A 15,073-nucleotide genomic window follows, 5' to 3' on the forward strand; every position below is an offset into this window, starting at 1 on the left:
ACCACCCGGTAGACGACACGCTCAACACGCAAATGCCGCACCGACGTGATCGCCCGAAACATGTAATCCCCGAACGGGCGGAACACAACCACCAAGGCGAGGACCAGCGAGCCGACGAACAATGCTGGGATCATCAGAACCGCTCCGGAAACAACAGCGCAGCCACCAGAAACACGGTGAGGGCCACCGCGAGCACCAAACCGACAAGATTCTCGGCGTTCACAGCTTCTCAACCGCCCGTACCGCCAGGCCGAGGAGCAGGAAGGCCGCGATCGTCAGCAGTACGAACACCAGGTCACCCACGGGGGGTCTCCTTCTTGGTCGTTGTCAGGACCGGCTTGGCCGCCAGGACGTTCACGAGCCCACCGCCGTCGATCCAGGCCCGCATGCGGGCGAGCTCCCGCCGGTGATGGACGTGTCGCGGGACTCGGGCGGCCGCCCAGCCGGCGACCGCGGCTCCTGCGAGCACGGCGAGGCGCAGCGCGTCGCTCGGCCCGTGCCAGCTGACCATGCCCAGCTCGTTGATCAGGAAACCGTTGAGCAGCAGCCACGCGATGCCCGCGGTCGCGGCGGCGGCGCCCAGGTCGCTCGTCACCCAGCCGATGACGGCGACCACCGCCGCGAGCGCCGCGAGCCGGGCCGTGTGCTCCGGCGGCGCGGTCCACCCGGCCGCGAGCAGCGCGGTCGTCACCACTCCGGCGGCGCCCAGGGCGACGCCGATGCTGGTCGGCAGCTTCATCTCGCACCCCCGGTTCTCGCACGTTCGGGGCCTTCCATCCGGCCCCGGTGCAAGTGAAGGCGCGGCCCGGGCGGCCGCCCAGATGCGTTGACGAAATCCCTACGCGTCTTGGGCGCTTCTTGACGCCGTCTTGACGCTCGCGGCGGTGTGCTTGCTCAGTGCTCGCCGCAGGGTCCGGTACGGGCGGCGCTGTGCTTGCTCAGTGCTCGCCGCAGGGTCCGGTGCGGGCGGCGCTGTGCTTGCTCAGTGCTCGCCGCAAGGTTCGGTACGGGCGGCGCCGGGCGAGCTCCGGCTCCGGCACCACGACGACGGGGCAGCGCGCGGCCCGGGTGCAGGCCCGCACCACCCAGCTGCGCCCAGCGGCCCCGAGCACGAGCAGGTCGTCGTCCCCGGCCAGGTCGAGCAGCACGTGGTCGGCCCGCCCGACCGGCGCGGCGACCAGCACCTCGACGTCGTCCGGCGCCCCTCCGACGGCGCTGGCGAAGGCGTCGACGACGTATCGTTGGGCCTCGGCCCGCAGCTCCCGCTGCCACTCGGTCACGGCCGGCCCGCGCCAGTGCGCGGGGAAGGGCCAGGCACGCACGGCGTAGAGCGGCGCCCCGATCCGCCGCGCCTCCCCGAGCCCGTACCGGACGGCCGCCAGCCCGGCCAACGACTGCGATACCCCGACCACGATCCGCCGCATGCCTCGACGGTAATGCGCCCTGCACCTCCCCGGCCGTGAAGAAATCGTCAAAATCGGCGCTCTGTCCATTGTGGAGCGCAGGGCGGTTTTGTCGTACGGGGGTTCTATGGTGGGGCCATGGTTGAGGCGGTGGTGGACTGGGATGCGCGCTTCGCGGCTTCGGTCGACGAGTGGCGGCGCCGGCGGGCCCAGCGGCGGGAGGTGCGGGCCTCGTTCGCTGAAGCCCGGCGGCGGGGGCTGGAGGAGCGGCATGCGCTGCGGCTGGCGCGGCTGGACCTGGAGGAGCGGCAGCGGGACGTGGAGGCGGCGATGGCGGCGGCTGACGCGCGGCGGGCTCGGCGGGCATCGGGGGCTCCGCCGCCGGCGGGGACGGCTGCCGTTGCCGCTGGGGCGCCGGCTGCCGCGACGGTGCCGGCGCGCGCGGGTGCGTCCGGTCCCGCGCCCGATTCCACGGCTGCCGTGCCTCCCGCTGCTGCCGTGCCTCCCGCTCCCGCCGTTCCTCCGGCTCGTGTGGTCCCTCCCGCTCCGGTGCGGCGCAGCACACCGGAAATCATTCGAGCCACTGAATATTCGGGGCCTACCCTCCTGCGTTGTGGAGGGGAGGGGAACCGTGACCGCACAGTTCTTGGAGCATCTGCAGTCGCACGGGACCGCGGTGCGTGTGCCGCGCGGCAAGGATGTGGTGTGGGACGACGAGCGTCTGCATGCGGAGGCGTGGGGCGCGGATCCGCAGCGGTATGCGCTGGCGGCCCTCATCCCGGGGACGCCGGCCGCGCAGCGGGTCCGGGTGCTGCTGCAGCTGCTGCTCGCCTCGTGGGCCGGGCTCGACGACGACGTCCGGGGCACGCTGGCGCGGGTCTGCCGGGTGCTCGCGCTCGGCCTGGCGCCGGCCGACGTGCTGACCGTGCTGCTCGCGGTGCGGCGCCGGCGGGCCAACCACGGGCACGTGACGCGCACCGCGCTCGCGCTGTTGCTGGAGCACCCGCTGGCGGCGGAACTGGTGCGGGCCCGGCGTGGTGTGGCCGTGGACTGCTTCGAGCACGCGGTGGGCCGGCGGACCGCGCGGGCCTGTGCGCGGCAGCTGGCCGAGGGGCGGCCGGTGCGGCACGCGCTGGCCTGGTTCGGGTCGGCGCCGCAGCGGGTCGGCGCGCTGTATTCGCCCGTGGCCACGACCCGGGTTGCGCCCCCGCCGGCGGCGGAGGCCGACCTGGACCTGGCCGGCGAGCGGCCGGAGACGGTGACGGCGACGAACCGCGGCGACCTCGCCGCAACGCTCGTGCACCGGTTCCGCGGCGGACCGAGCGAGGAGCTGACGCCGGCGGTGGAGCGGTACGTCGCCGAGGCCACCGAGGGCCTGCCGCGCTACGGCGGGACCGTGGCCCTGGTGCTCGACCGGTCCGCGTCGATGCGTGGCTACGGCGACCGCGAGTGGGCCGTGGCCTCCCAGGCCGAGGCGTTCCGGCTGGTGCTGGAGCGGGTGTGCGCCCGGCTCGTGGTGATCCCGGTCGGCGGTGCCGAGAGTGTGCGGGCAGCCGGAGCCACGGCGGCCGGAGTGACGGCAGCCGGAGCCACATCGGCCGGAGCCGCAGCAGACGGAGCCACATCGGCCGGAGCCGCGGCAGACGGAGCCGCGGCAGACGGAGCCGCGTCGGCCGGCCGCGCGCCGGCGGGCGGGGTCGCGCTGGCGACCGCTGGGACCGCGGGCGGTTTCGAGCCGGTGACCGCGGTGCCGGCGGGGGCGACCGACCTGGCGTCCGGGGTGCTCGACGCCGTGGGTGCCGGGGCGGACGTGATCGCGGTGGTTTCGGACGGGTACGAGAACGTGTACCCGGGGGACCTGGCCCGCGTGGTGGCCACGCTGCCGGTGGTCGGGGTCCGGACGCCGGTGGTGTTCTGCCAGGCGACGTTCGGGCACGCCGACGACCTGTCGCTGCGGCGGCCGGCGCCGCGGCTGCCGCGCAGGACGTTCTGGCACTCCGGCGACCTCGGGGCGCTCGTGATCTGGGTGCTGTCCCATGTGGACGGTGCCGAGGCGGAGCGGTGGCTCGGCGACGAGCTGCGGCGCCGGCTCGCCCTGGCCGAGCGCGAGCTGGCCGGCCCGCACCGGAACGACTCGGACCCGGGCCTGGACGGAGGAGGACGATGAGTGTGCTCGACCTGGTTCCGGCGGACGTCTCCGGCTACCGGCTGGGGCAGCCGCAGCGGGCCGGGGTGCTGACCATGGTGCCGGTGTTCGGTCCGGCGTATCCGGGCATCGTGCCGCCCCGGACCGGGCTGAAGCTCGGGCGGGTCGTCACGTACGGGTCGGTGGAGCTCACCAACCCGGCGGCGTCCGGGGTGGCGATCGTCCCGCTGCACGTGGGGTACATCCAGGACTCGGCGCAGAACCATGCGCTCTGCCGGTCGGCGTTCATCGCGGCCGGGCAGACGCTGCGCTTCGACGACGCCTGCTGCGTGCAGGAGTCGCAGGGTGGCTACCTGGCCGGGCGGGACCAGTGGTTCTTCGTCCTGCCGGTGGAGCTGCGGGGCGAGGCGCTCGCGATGCGGGGCGCGAACCGGTACAGCAAGCTGTGGGAGGACATCTCGCGGTTCAACGGCCGGCACGGGCTGCCGCGGCGGGGGCACCTGGAGCAGGTGCTGACGCGGCAGCGGGCCGGGCTCACGCAGTACCAGAGCCGCCTCGAACTGCTCGAAGGACAGCTCGGCGCCGTGTTCTTCCTCGGGGATCGGCTGGTCGGCGTGGAGATCGCGCCCGATCCGGCGTACTTCGCCGATGTGTGGATGGCGCTCGTGTGCTTCGCCTACGGGCCGGCGGCGTGGTTCGCGACGGACGCGGCGGAGACGGACGAAGAACCGTTCACCGTGGACGGTCTGGACGGGCTGCGCGGTGTGCTCGACGAGCGGCGCCGGTCGGTCGCCGCCGAGGTGCGCGAGTGGCTGGCCGAGGCCGGCTGGCGGCTCGGCGAGCCGGTCGAGGAGGACCGCTACCTCGACCTGCGACTGTCCACCGTGTCCGGCGAGCGGGCGGCCGGGCAGGTCGTGACCGACGGGCGGCGGCTCGTGTACGCGTCGCTGTTCACACTCGCCGTATAGAGCGGGTCACCTGCGGGGCGCCCAACCGGGCTCCGTACGCCGGTGGGGAACGGGATGTGGGACCGCATCAAGGCCGGGTGAGCCCTGGACCTCGCCGGAGGGGGGAAGGCGAGGTCCGGGGAACGCATGAACCTTTCCAAGGGGCGTCCCAAGGTCGCGAGGCGTTACCCGGCACGTGCCGCGGCGCCGGACATTCACCCGTGGTTCACGGCAGCGTCGGCGCGGGCGGGCACACTTCCGTACCGGAGGGGGATGTGTGGGCCGTGTGCTCACCTGACCCGAGAGGTGTTCCCTTTGTCATCCCTTTCCCGACGCGGATTCCTCGGCGCCACCGCGGCCGGCGGCCTCGGCATCGTGTTCGCCGGCAGCATCGAGGCCATCGCCGGGCCCGCGGCCGCGGCCACCCGCTCCTCGTTCGGCTACGGCCCGCTCGTCCCCGACCCGGCCGGCATCCTCGCGCTGCCGAAGGGCTTCTCGTACAAGATCGTCGCGCAGGCCGGCGTGACCGTGCTGGAGTCGGGGCAGCCGACTCCCGATGACACCGACGGGACCGGCACGTTCGCCAGCCCGACCGGCGCCACGCTGGTCAACAACCACGAGATCGGCGGCAGCGAGCCGTTCGGCGTGCCGCCGCTGCCCGGCCTGACCTACGACCCGGGTGCCCGCGGCGGCACGACCAATATCGACGTCGACGCCGACGGGACCCGGATCCGCGAGTACGTGAGCCTCGCCGGCACGCACAACAACTGCGCCGGCGGCATCACGCCCTGGGACACCTGGCTGACCTGCGAGGAGACCGAGGCGCGGGCCGGTGGCCGGCTGCAGAAGAACCACGGGTACGTCTTCGAGGTCGACCCGTTCGACCGGCAGGCCAACCAGAACCCCGTTCCGTTGAAGTTCCTCGGCCGCTATGCCCACGAGGCGGTCGCCGTCGACCCGCAGACCTTCACCATCTACGAGACCGAGGACGCCTCGGGCCCCAACGGCCTGTACTACCGGTGGACCCCGCCGGCGGGCTTCACCGGCGGCCGGGGCAGCCTGCGCACGCTGGCGACCAGCCCCGGCGGCGACACGGCCGGGACGCTGCACGCGATGGCCGCCTACCTCGGATCCAAGCACATCCCGGACCTGTCGATGGCGACCCAGCCCGGCACCCGCTACAAGGTCCGGTGGGTCGACGTGCCGGACCGCGACGCGGCCACCACCTCCGTCCGCAAGCAGCTGGCCGACGACCAGGTCACCCGCAGCCGCAAGCTGGAGGGCGCCTGGTGGGCCGACGGCGGTGCCTACTTCGTGGCCAGCTACGCGCGGGAGGCCGACGGCAGCGTCAACGAGCACGACGGCCAGGTGTGGTTCTACGACCCGGCCACCGAGTCGATCACGCTCAAGACGATCTTCGGTGTCAACCCCGACCCGGACGTCGACGCCGACAACTACGACGGACCGGACAACATCACGGTCTCGCCGTACGGCGGAGTCATCCTCGCCGAGGACGGCGACGGTGTCTCACATCTCGTCGGGATCACCGCCCAGGGCAAGGCCTACGGACTGGCCCGCAACGAACTCAACGACAGCGAGTTCGCCGGGCCGACGTTCAGCGCCGACGGCAAGATCCTGTACGTGGGCATCCAGAGCCCCGGCCACGTCTTCGCGATCACGGGACCGTGGGGCCGCCCGAGCAACGCCGACAGCTAGCGGCGACAGCTGCAGCCGAGGGGCCCGCGAACGCGCGGGCCCCTCTCCATCCCGGCGCCGGAACCCACCACGATTGATGCTCATCCGTGGTGGGTACATCCGCAGATGTGAAGTTGGCTGTCGTCGCGCATCGCAAGAAACTGCTCGGGGGCGGGCTTGACGAGCTGCGGCGGGCCATCGAGGACGCCGGGGTCGAGGCGCCGCTGTGGTACGAGGTGGGGAAGAGCCGCAAGGCGCCCAAGCGGGTGCGCAAGGCGCTCCGGCACGGGGCCGAGGTCGTCGTCGTGTGGGGCGGGGACGGGATGGTGCAGCGGTGCGCCGACGCGCTCGCCGGGACCGACGTCGTCCTCGCCATCGTGCCGGCCGGGACCGCGAACCTCTTCGCCACCGCGCTCGGCATCCCGCGGGACATCGCCTCCGCCGTCCACATCGGACTGCGTGGGCGGCGGACGCGGTACGACCTCGGGCGGCTCGGTGACGAGCACTTCGCGGTCATGGCCGGGGCCGGGTTCGACGCGGCGCTCATCGACGACGCCGACCGCCGGCTGAAGCAGCGGGCCGGCAAGCTCGCGTACCTGCGCACCGCCCTCCGCCACGTCCGCGACCGGCCCGTCGAGACCAGCGTCGAGCTCGACGGTCAGCCGTGGTTCGCCGGGCCGGCGACCTGCGTGCTGCTCGGCAACATCGGCACGATCGCGGGCGGTATCGACGCCTTCGACGACGCCAGCCCGTTCGACGGGCGGCTGGAGGTCGGCGTCGCCACCGCCCATGGTGCCCTGCAGTGGGCCCGCACGCTCGGGCGGATGGCGGCCGGGCGCACCGGGGCGTCGCCGTTCGTGCGGCTGGCGAGCGCGCGCACGGTCACGGTGCGGTTCGCCGAGCCGGTCCTGCTGGAGCTCGACGGCGGCGCCCGCAAGCCGGTCCGCAGGATCGAGGCCGAGGCGGTCCCGGCCGCCGTGACGATCGCGTGCCCCGAGCGGGCGGGTCGGCGCGAATCCGGCAACCGCCGCGACGCCTCGTAGCCGCGGGGGCGCCTGCGCCCCGCGGAGGCGACGGCGATCCGGCGGTCGTGGTCACGGCATTGCGCTGCGTGATGGCGAACGCCCCGCGTCACAGCCGTCGACGTCCGCCGGGCCGGGACGAAGCCGGCTCGGCGGACGCTCGCTCGTGGGCCTCGTGGGCCTCGTGGGCTAGGAAGCGTGCTCGGGGGCGTCGGCCGGGGCCGGGACCGTGGCCGGGTGCGGGTCGCGCGGGGCGGGCACGCCGTTCTCCGGGTGGGCGTCGGCGGCCGCGCGGACCGGGACCTTCGGATACTCCCCGGTGTCCGCGCCGCCCGCCGCGGCGGCCATGACGGCCGCGGCCGCCAGGTCGGCGACGCGCTTCGCCTCGCGCTGGACGCGGGCGCGGACCTCCTTGGCGTGCCGCTCGGCCGAGTCGGCGGCCTGGCGGGCGTGCTCGAGGCGGGTCAGCTCGCTCGCAAGGTTCTGCTTGACCTCGGTGAGCCGCTGCTGGAGCTGGGTGACCTCGCGGCTGAGCGCGGTGCCCTCCCGGCGGGCCTCGCCGAGCTGCTGCTGCGTGGCCTCGAACTCGGTCTGCAGCTGCGTGAGCGCCTTCTGGCGGGCCTGGATGTCCTGCTGGACGATGGTGAGCTGCTGCTGGGCGGTGGCGGCCTGCTCGTCGGCGCGCTTGCGCATGTCCGACGAATACTTCTGGGCCTCCGCGTGCAGCGCCGCGCTCTTCTGGTCGGCGAGGTTGCGCTGCTGGGTGATCTCGCGGTCGACCGTGGCGCGCAGCTCGGACAGCTCGCGGTCGGCGGCGCCGCGCAGCTCCTCGATCTCCCGCTGGGCGTTGGCCTTCAGCTGGGCCAGCTCCTGCGCGGCCTGCGCCCGGCCGGCCTTGACCTCCTGCAGGACCTGCTGGCGGGCGGCCTCGGCGAGCGCGTCGGCCTCGGCGCGGGTCTTCTCGAGGTGCTGGATGCTCTCCTCGTTGATCCGCTTGGCCTCCTGCTCGGAGCGCTCGTGCGCGGCCTCGCCGTCGGAGATGAGCTTGTCGGCGCGCTCCCGCGCCTCCTTGAGCAGCTTCTCGGACTCGGCCTGGTGCTCGGCCGCCTTCTGCTCGGTCTGCTCGATGATGAGCCCGGCCTGCTTCTCGGCGAGCGCGAGGATCTGGTCGACCATCGGGCCGAGGTGGCGGAACGACGCCCGGTCGACCCGGGCGGGTCGTCCGTTGGCCTCGGCCAGCTCGGCCTGGGCCTGCTTCAGCTGGGCGCTGAGCTCCTGCAGCTGGGCCGAGAGCTCCTGGGCCTGGCCGACGACCCGCTTGCGCTCCTGGGTGAGCGCCGAGACCTGCCGGTCGACCTGCATGAGGTGCGAGTCGACCTGCTTCTTGTCGTAGCCGCGGACGACGATCGAGAAGTCGGGCCGCGGGCCGGTAGCCTCGCGTTGTGTGAGCAGCTCCCCGCCGTGGGACATGGGCCATCCTCCATACGATCGGGAAGGGTCAGACGTCGGCGGTTCACATCCAAATCGCTGCGCGGTCCTGGCGCAAGTCACGTCACAGTGCGTGTCGGAGATGATAACCGTGAGTGGAGGGGGGATCCGCGGGCTCGGCACGGGAACTAGGCTGCTGGACATGGTCGATCCCAAGCAGCTGCGCGCGTCCGACGGCGACCGCGAGCGGGTGGCGGAGGTGCTGCGGGTGGCGGCGGCCGAGGGCCGTCTCGACCTCGACGAGGTCGACGAGCGGTTGCACGCGGTCTACGCGGCCCGCACCTACGCCGAGCTGGAGCCGCTCACCGCCGACCTGCCCGGGCCGTCGTCCGCGCCGGTGCGGATGGACGGCGTGCCGCCCGCGCCGGGCGAGGTGCGGTCGAGGGGGGCGGCGCTCGCCCTGATGAGCAGCTTCACCCGGCGCGGCCCGTGGATCGCGCCGCGCCGGTTCAACTGCCTGGCCTTCTGGGGCGGCGGCACGATCGACCTGCGCGAGGCGCGGATGCTGCACGGCGACATGCGCATCCGGGCGCTCGCGATCATGGGCGGCGTCACGGTCATCGTGCCCGAGGACGCCGAGGTGCACGTGACCGGCACCGGCGTGATGGGCGGTTTCGACCACAGTGCGGTCGGCGCCGGCCGCCCCGGCGCGCCCCGGATCGTCGTGACCGGCTTCGCGTTCTGGGGTGGCGTCACCGTCCGCCGCCGGTCCCGCAAGCTCAAGCGGCTCCCGGCCGGCGACGGCGACTGAACGGTCCGCCGCCGGTTGCGCAAGTTCAAGCGGCTCGCGGCCGGCGACGGCGGCTGGCGCTCAGACCCGCTCCGCCGCCACCTGGTAGTCGTGCAGCGCCACCGGGTCGTCCAGGCTGCCGTGGTGGTGGATCTGCCGCCACCGTTCGTGGCGGGGATGCCACGTGAAGTACCGGCTGGTCCGGAACTCCATCGGCACCCGCTCGCCCTCGCCGTTCGTGTAGTGGCCCAGCTCCCGGCCGGCGAACATGGCGGCTCCCGGCGACCAGTACGTGGCCGCGTCGGTGAAGGTGATCTCCAGCTGCATGCCGCTCTCGAAGAGGTGGCGGTACAGCTCGACGATCGCCGCACCCGAGCGCACGATGCCGCCGACCGGGTTGTCCACCTGGGTGAGGTCGTCGTCGGACCAGATCTGGGCGAGGACGTCGAGGTCCCCGTGGTTGAGCGCGTAGTAGAAGGTCTCCAGCGCCGCCACCGCCCCGTCGGCGGTCTCCAGCGCGGTGTCGGCCAGCCGGTTGCGGCTGTGCGGGCCGAAGTCGTAGTCGACGAGATCAGACACGCCCGGACGCTAGCCGGGCATGGGGTGACGAGCCCTCACTAGGCTGGGGCGCATGACGACGGTGGCGGTGCGTGGTGAGTCGGTGCAGGAGGTCGAGCCGGAGCTCGCCGAGTTCCGGGTGGTCGTGTCGGCCCGCGACAAGGACCGGCAGGCCACCCTGACCCGGCTGCGCGAGCGGGCCGACGCGCTGCGGCAGTTCCTCGACCGCTACGCCGAGGCCGTCGAGCGGCGCGAGACGAGCGGGCTGTACGTGCACCCGGAGACCAAGCGCGGCGAGAAGGTGACCGCGTACCAGGGCAGCGTGACGACCCTGGTCGTGGTGCACGACTTCGCCGCCCTCGGCGAGGTGATGCTCTCGATCGCCGACCAGGACCAGACCCAGATCCACGGGCCCACGTGGACGCTGCGCCCGGACAGCCCGGTGTACCGCGAGGCCCGCAGGGCGGCGATCGGCGACGCGATCGCCCGCGCGAAGGAGTACGCCGAGACGCTCGGCGCGCAGGTCACCGAGCTGCTGGAGCTCTCCGACCCGGGCGTCGGGCGCAGCTCCGAGCCGATGGCGACGTTCCAGTCCTACGGCGCCTCCTACAGCGCCAAGGCCCGCGGCGGGGCGCCCGAACTGCAGCTCGACCCGGAGCGGCAGCGCATCACCGCCGCCGTCGAGGCCCGCTTCACCATCACCGCGCCGGAGCTGGGATGACCCGCATCGTCGTCACCAACGACGACGGCGTCGCCGCGCCCGGCATCCGGGCCCTCGCGCGCGCCGCCCACGAGCTGGGCCACGACGTGGTCGTCGCCGCGCCGCGGGTCGAGGCGAGCGGCATGAGCGCCGCGCTGTCCGCGGTCACCGAGCAGGGCCGGATCGTCGTCGCGGCCACCGAGCTCGACGGGCTGCCCGGGGTGCCTGCGTACGGCATCGCCGCCTCGCCCGCGTACATCGCCGTCCTCGCCGCCCTCGGGGCGTTCGGCCCGCCGCCCGGGCTGCTGCTGTCCGGCATCAACCGGGGTGCCAACGCCGGCCACGCCGTGCTCCACTCGGGCACCGTCGGCGCCGCGCTCACCGCGGCCAACCACGGCATCAGCGCGCTCGCGGTGTCGCTCGACGTGCTCACCCCGGCCGCCGGGAGCACCGCTACCGGTGGCGCGGCCGTCGCCGACCTCGACACAGCCGACGACGAGTTCCGGCACTGGGCGACCGCCGCCGCCCTCGCCGCGCGGCTGCTGCCGTGGCTGGAGCGGGCGACCGCCGGCACCGTGCTGAACCTCAACGTGCCCGACCGGCCCTCGGCGGCGGGGCTGCGGACCGCGACCATGGCACCGTTCGGCCAGGTCCAGATGGCCCTCGCGGAGTCGGGGGACGGATTCGTCCGTACCGTCGTCGAGGCGTACGGCCCCCGCACGGTGCCCGGCAGCGACCTGGCCTGGCTCGCCGAGGGCTACGCCACGGTCACCGCGATCCGCCCGCCGGCCGAGCACTTCGGCGTCGACCTGCCCACGGAGTGACCTACCGGGCCTCCTGCTCGGCCTCGATCCGGGCGTTCCACTCGCGCTTCGACGACTGCCAGCCGTCCTCGTCGTGGCCGAGCCGCCAGTAGCCCGAGATCGACAGGCGGTCGCGCGGCACGGATCGCTCGACCCGGAGGTACCGCCGGATCTCCTTCACGAAGGCGGCCTCCCCGTGGACGAAGGCGTGCACGCCCTCCTGCCACGGCAGGGCGAGCACCGCCGGCACGAGCACGCTGCCGACCGCCCCCTCGCCGCGGTGCAGCCAGGTCACCCCCTTGAGGTCCTGCTCGTCCGCGGGCCCCTCGATCTCCACGAGCGCGGTGTGCGCGGCGGCGTCGGGCAGCCGCTCCAGCGCCGCGGCGATCGCCGGCAACGCGCTCTCGTCGCCCGCGAGCAGGTGCCAGGCGGCCGCCGGGTCGGGCACGTACCCACCGCCGGGGCCGCTGAAGTGCAGCGGGTCGCCGGGCTGCGCGCGGACCGACCAGCGGGCGGCCAGCCCGATGTCGCCGTGCAGCACGAAGTCGAGGGCCAGCTCCCGGGCGACCGGGTCCCACGAGCGGACCGTGTAGGTGCGGGTGACCGGCCACTGCTCGCGCGGCATCGTGGCGCGGACGTGCGCCGGGTCGAACGGCTCCGGATACGTCACGCCGGCCGCCGGGAACAGCAGCTTGACGTAGTGGTCGGTGAACGCCCCGGCGTCGAACTCGGCGAGCCCCTCGCCGCCGAGCACCACCCGCTGCATGTGCGGCGTCAGCCGCTCGGTGCGCACCACCCGCGCGGTGTGGACCCGCCGCTGCCGTTCCGTCATGCGTTCAGCCTACGACCCCGGCCGGGGAGCGGAGATCAGCAGGAGCGGTAGACGTAGTTTGCGCGGTTGGGCGGCACGCTGCTCAGCGCCACGCCGGCGCCGGCGGCGAACATCGCGGAGCCGGCCCGGTACGCGCCGTCGTAGAACGTCACGGTCGTGCCGGTGTTGTTGTGGACCGACTCGGTGCGATCCTGCCAGTACCACGTGGCCAGGTTCTGGTACCAGCAGTCGCTCAGCTTGCCCCGCGGGTAGCCCCAGCCCGGTCGGTCGTAGAAGCAGAACCAGCCGGAGGGGCAGTCGGGCGAGCCCTGCGCGCGGGCCGGCGCGCGGAGCGTGACGACCAGGGCGCCACCGAGGTAGCTGATCGTGTCGGGGGCGGTCGGGATGCCGCCCGGGTGTTCGCGGAGGTACCGCGTGAGCTCCGCGTGCGTCGCGGTGGTCGCGCTCGTCGCCGCGGGGATCGCGGCGCTCGCCGTGACGACGGCGATGAGTGCGGCTGCGATCAACCGATGCCGTGCCATCGATGACCCCCCATCGTGGTGTGCCGGATGACGCCACGGTAGGAAGAGAGCAATCGACGAGACCAGATGAGTATCGACGTTCTGTTGATCCGGAATGCACTCAGCGTGACTGAATCGCGCTGGAACGGGCTGACGGTCGTACAATCGAACACTCCGGCGTGTTCAATTGCGCGAATGCGGCCGGATCGGGCGTGCGCCGGGCCGTTCCGGTTGACCGGATCCCGACATTTCGCCCCCGAACGATTATCCGGTGGTGTCGGTGCGGCCGGCGCCGAGATAGAGGGTGTACCGCAGCTCGGCGGGTAACCGCACCCCGTCCCCGGGCGGGGCCGCGACGACGAGCTGGGCGGCACTGAGTAGCGCGCCGGTCGCCTCGTCGAACAGCAGCACGTCCCGCGTGGTGACGCCGTCGACGGTGAGGTCGGCGGCGACCGCGACCCCGGGCCGCGTCCCGGCCGTGTCCGTGGCGTTGCTCGTGGCGTCGTTCGTGGCGTCGTTCGTGGCGGCTTTCATGGCGGCTTGCATGGCGGCGCGGTCGGACTGCACGCCGAGCAGGCGCAGCCCGGGCAGCCGCGCGACCACGGCGAGGACGGCGAGGCGGTGCTCCCGGTCGAGGTGGTGCACGGCGTACACGTCGGCGACGCCCCGCAGCACCCCGCTCGCGCCGAGGCCGGGCTGCTGCTCCTGGAGCTGGAGCACGAGCGCCTCGGGATCGGCCGAGGGCTGCTCGATGCCGAGGAACAGCCGCCGGGCACCCCCGTCGAACCACTCGTCCGGCTCGGCCGTGACCCGCCCGCCGGCGTCGACCCGGCCGGCGCGGCGAACCCCGCGGTGTGCGGCGTCCCAGTACAGCCGCTCGTCACGCACCTCCATCGCCCCGCCCGGCCGGCCGGCGGGGCTCCACACCTGGATGTGGGTGAAGGTGTACCGCCCGTGCGCCGCCGGCTCGCCACCCCCGGCCACCCGCCGCCGGATCGCCTCGAGCGCCTCGGCGGCGGTGACCCCGTCGAGTGCCGGGTCGGCGGTGAGCGGGGCCGGCCCGGGCCCGGCGCTCTGTGCGGGGAGCCCGGTGGCGTCCGCGCCCGGCGGGGCCCCGTCGTCCCGCACGCCGTCGGCCGCGAGCAGCACCGCCACCGCCGCGAGCACCGCCAGCACCGCGGTCACCCGGGGCAGCCCGGTCGCCCGCCACCCCTGCCGATCGGCCCCCGCCCCGATCGGACCGGCCGCCTCGGCGGTGGCCGACCGGCCGGCCGCGCCCGGCACGCCCAAGTCCCGTGCCACGCCCAAGTCCCGTGCCACGCCCAAGTCCCGTGCCACGCCCAAGTCCCGTGCCACGCCCAAGTCCCACGCCGTGCCCGGTTCCCGTGTCGTGCCCTGGTCCCAAGCCGTGCCCTGGTCCCGCGCGCCCGCGCCGAGTGCTGTGCTCGCGCCGAGCGCTGCCCCCGCGCCCAGCGCTGCGCCCGGGTCCCGAGCCGTGCCCGTGCCTCGCAGGGTCCCGCCCGGCAGGCCCGCGTCCCGCGTCGCCCGCAAGGCCTGCTCCGCGTCCTCGTCACCCGCCCCACTCGCGGCGGCGGCGTCGCCGGTCGGCGCGCTGACGCCCGCCGCGCGCGTGATGCGCAGGTGGTGGCGGCTCCAGTGGCGGATCACGCCGCCGTCCGCGCCGCAGCCCAGCAGGATCCACGACAGGACGTGCTCGCTGAGGCGGGCCCAGCCGGCCTCGAACGTCTCGCGTACCACCTCGGCGGCCGGCGGCGCGGCGCCCAGGAGCTTGATCGCGAACGGCCCGCGGGCCGTCGGGATCAGCGCGGCCAGCCCCTCCGGGGTGTGCCCCGCCACCTCGACCGTCGCCAGCAGGGCCGCGAACAGCTCCGGGCCCGAGGTGCACGCGTCCAGCTCCGGGCGCAGCGGGCGGAGCGCCTCGTCCGCGCGGCGCCGGAGGGCCTCGATCCGGCGGTACTCCGGGGAGCCCTTGGCGACGTCGCACCCCTTCAGGTACCCGGCGGTGATTTTCCAGGTCGGGAGGTCCGCGCCCTTCTCGGCCGTGGACAGCGAGGCGAGCGACCGGCCGCCGACCTCGCTCACCCGGCGCAACGAGCGGTGCCCGGCCGCCGCGCGCAGCCCCCGCAGTTCCGCGGCGAAGAGCGGTGCCCGCAGCCCGGCCGTCCACGAATGCGCCGAATCATCGATCTCCATAATTGTGTGCTACCTTTTGTCGAGGGATGGTCGCC

Annotated in this window: 15 protein-coding genes; 7 read left to right on the forward strand and 8 right to left on the reverse strand. The window is 74.1% G+C overall.

Annotation, left to right across the window (positions count from 1 at the left end; translation table 11 throughout):
- Positions 1–133: 133 nt before the first annotated feature.
- The 3 genes from kdpF to IEZ31_RS48645 all read right to left on the reverse strand — a co-directional run bounded on the left by kdpF (position 134) and on the right by IEZ31_RS48645 (position 1,424).
- Positions 134–223: a K(+)-transporting ATPase subunit F gene (kdpF, locus tag IEZ31_RS48635; RefSeq protein ID WP_190256946.1), complete on the reverse strand. Its 90-nt coding sequence runs from the start codon at positions 221–223 to the stop codon at positions 134–136.
- Between the two features lie 72 nt (positions 224–295).
- Complete coding sequence (locus IEZ31_RS48640) at positions 296–739, reverse strand: hypothetical protein (protein ID WP_190256947.1); 444 nt, start codon at positions 737–739, stop codon at positions 296–298.
- Between the two features lie 199 nt (positions 740–938).
- Positions 939–1,424, reverse strand: coding sequence for a universal stress protein (locus IEZ31_RS48645; RefSeq protein ID WP_190256948.1), 486 nt, complete (start codon positions 1,422–1,424; stop codon positions 939–941).
- Positions 1,425–2,034: 610 nt separating this feature from the next.
- Between IEZ31_RS48645 and IEZ31_RS48650 the strand changes: the two genes are divergently transcribed.
- The 4 genes from IEZ31_RS48650 (at position 2,035) to IEZ31_RS48665 (ending at position 7,234) form a co-directional block, all read left to right on the forward strand.
- Complete coding sequence (locus IEZ31_RS48650; protein WP_190256949.1) at positions 2,035–3,570, forward strand: hypothetical protein; 1,536 nt, start codon at positions 2,035–2,037, stop codon at positions 3,568–3,570.
- On the forward strand, positions 3,567–4,517 hold the full coding sequence (locus IEZ31_RS48655) for an ARPP-1 family domain-containing protein (protein WP_190256950.1): 951 nt from the start codon (positions 3,567–3,569) through the stop codon (positions 4,515–4,517). The genes IEZ31_RS48650 and IEZ31_RS48655 overlap by 4 nt, the downstream gene beginning before the upstream one ends.
- A gap of 294 nt (positions 4,518–4,811) precedes the next feature.
- Complete coding sequence (locus tag IEZ31_RS48660; protein ID WP_229837019.1) at positions 4,812–6,212, forward strand: alkaline phosphatase PhoX; 1,401 nt, start codon at positions 4,812–4,814, stop codon at positions 6,210–6,212.
- A 107-nt stretch (positions 6,213–6,319) separates the two neighbouring features.
- Positions 6,320–7,234: a diacylglycerol/lipid kinase family protein gene (locus tag IEZ31_RS48665; RefSeq protein ID WP_229837021.1), complete on the forward strand. Its 915-nt coding sequence runs from the start codon at positions 6,320–6,322 to the stop codon at positions 7,232–7,234.
- Positions 7,235–7,402: 168 nt separating this feature from the next.
- Here IEZ31_RS48665 and IEZ31_RS48670 read toward each other — a convergent pair whose 3' ends face one another.
- Positions 7,403–8,683, reverse strand: a complete 1,281-nt coding sequence (locus IEZ31_RS48670; protein WP_190256953.1) for a coiled-coil domain-containing protein — start codon at positions 8,681–8,683, stop codon at positions 7,403–7,405.
- A gap of 160 nt (positions 8,684–8,843) precedes the next feature.
- Here IEZ31_RS48670 and IEZ31_RS48675 point away from each other — a divergent pair, with 160 nt between their 5' ends.
- On the forward strand, positions 8,844–9,452 hold the full coding sequence (locus tag IEZ31_RS48675) for a DUF1707 SHOCT-like domain-containing protein (protein ID WP_190256954.1): 609 nt from the start codon (positions 8,844–8,846) through the stop codon (positions 9,450–9,452).
- A 60-nt stretch (positions 9,453–9,512) separates the two neighbouring features.
- Here the strand turns inward: IEZ31_RS48675 and IEZ31_RS48680 are convergent, their stop codons facing one another.
- Positions 9,513–10,010, reverse strand: coding sequence for a YybH family protein (locus tag IEZ31_RS48680; RefSeq protein WP_190256955.1), 498 nt, complete (start codon positions 10,008–10,010; stop codon positions 9,513–9,515).
- 52 nt (positions 10,011–10,062) lie between these two features.
- On the opposite strand from IEZ31_RS48680, the gene IEZ31_RS48685 reads away from it, so the two are divergent.
- Both IEZ31_RS48685 and surE read left to right on the forward strand, forming a co-directional pair.
- Complete coding sequence (locus IEZ31_RS48685) at positions 10,063–10,710, forward strand: SIMPL domain-containing protein (protein WP_190256956.1); 648 nt, start codon at positions 10,063–10,065, stop codon at positions 10,708–10,710.
- Positions 10,707–11,513 (forward strand): 5'/3'-nucleotidase SurE, encoded by an 807-nt coding sequence (gene surE, locus IEZ31_RS48690; protein WP_190256957.1) that lies wholly within the window; start codon positions 10,707–10,709, stop codon positions 11,511–11,513. The genes IEZ31_RS48685 and surE overlap by 4 nt, the downstream gene beginning before the upstream one ends.
- 1 nt (position 11,514) lies before the next feature.
- Here the strand turns inward: surE and IEZ31_RS48695 are convergent, their stop codons facing one another.
- The 3 genes from IEZ31_RS48695 to IEZ31_RS48705 all read right to left on the reverse strand — a co-directional run bounded on the left by IEZ31_RS48695 (position 11,515) and on the right by IEZ31_RS48705 (position 15,038).
- The gene (locus tag IEZ31_RS48695; RefSeq protein ID WP_190256958.1) at positions 11,515–12,324 is read right to left on the reverse strand and encodes a siderophore-interacting protein; all 810 of its coding nucleotides are present in this window, start codon (positions 12,322–12,324) and stop codon (positions 11,515–11,517) included.
- Between the two features lie 35 nt (positions 12,325–12,359).
- Positions 12,360–12,845, reverse strand: coding sequence for a peptidase inhibitor family I36 protein (locus tag IEZ31_RS48700; protein ID WP_190256959.1), 486 nt, complete (start codon positions 12,843–12,845; stop codon positions 12,360–12,362).
- A gap of 243 nt (positions 12,846–13,088) precedes the next feature.
- Positions 13,089–15,038 (reverse strand): hypothetical protein, encoded by a 1,950-nt coding sequence (locus IEZ31_RS48705; RefSeq protein ID WP_190256960.1) that lies wholly within the window; start codon positions 15,036–15,038, stop codon positions 13,089–13,091.
- Positions 15,039–15,073: the final 35 nt, after the last annotated feature.

Origin of the sequence: Dactylosporangium sucinum (genome assembly GCF_014647515.1) — a bacterium.
GTDB classification, from domain to species: Bacteria; Actinomycetota; Actinomycetes; order Mycobacteriales; family Micromonosporaceae; genus Dactylosporangium; species Dactylosporangium sucinum.

Coding starts and splice junctions, on each gene's coding strand:
- IEZ31_RS48640 (WP_190256947.1), bottom strand. CDS start 739: ATGAAGCTGCCGACCAGCATCGGCGTCGCCCTGGGCGCCGCCGGAGTG.
- IEZ31_RS48645 (WP_190256948.1), bottom strand. CDS start 1,424: ATGCGGCGGATCGTGGTCGGGGTATCGCAGTCGTTGGCCGGGCTGGCG.
- IEZ31_RS48655 (WP_190256950.1), top strand. CDS start 3,567: ATGAGTGTGCTCGACCTGGTTCCGGCGGACGTCTCCGGCTACCGGCTG.
- IEZ31_RS48670 (WP_190256953.1), bottom strand. CDS start 8,683: ATGTCCCACGGCGGGGAGCTGCTCACACAACGCGAGGCTACCGGCCCG.
- IEZ31_RS48675 (WP_190256954.1), top strand. CDS start 8,844: ATGGTCGATCCCAAGCAGCTGCGCGCGTCCGACGGCGACCGCGAGCGG.
- IEZ31_RS48685 (WP_190256956.1), top strand. CDS start 10,063: ATGACGACGGTGGCGGTGCGTGGTGAGTCGGTGCAGGAGGTCGAGCCG.
- surE (WP_190256957.1), top strand. CDS start 10,707: ATGACCCGCATCGTCGTCACCAACGACGACGGCGTCGCCGCGCCCGGC.
- IEZ31_RS48695 (WP_190256958.1), bottom strand. CDS start 12,324: ATGACGGAACGGCAGCGGCGGGTCCACACCGCGCGGGTGGTGCGCACC.
- IEZ31_RS48700 (WP_190256959.1), bottom strand. CDS start 12,845: ATGGCACGGCATCGGTTGATCGCAGCCGCACTCATCGCCGTCGTCACG.
- IEZ31_RS48705 (WP_190256960.1), bottom strand. CDS start 15,038: ATGGAGATCGATGATTCGGCGCATTCGTGGACGGCCGGGCTGCGGGCA.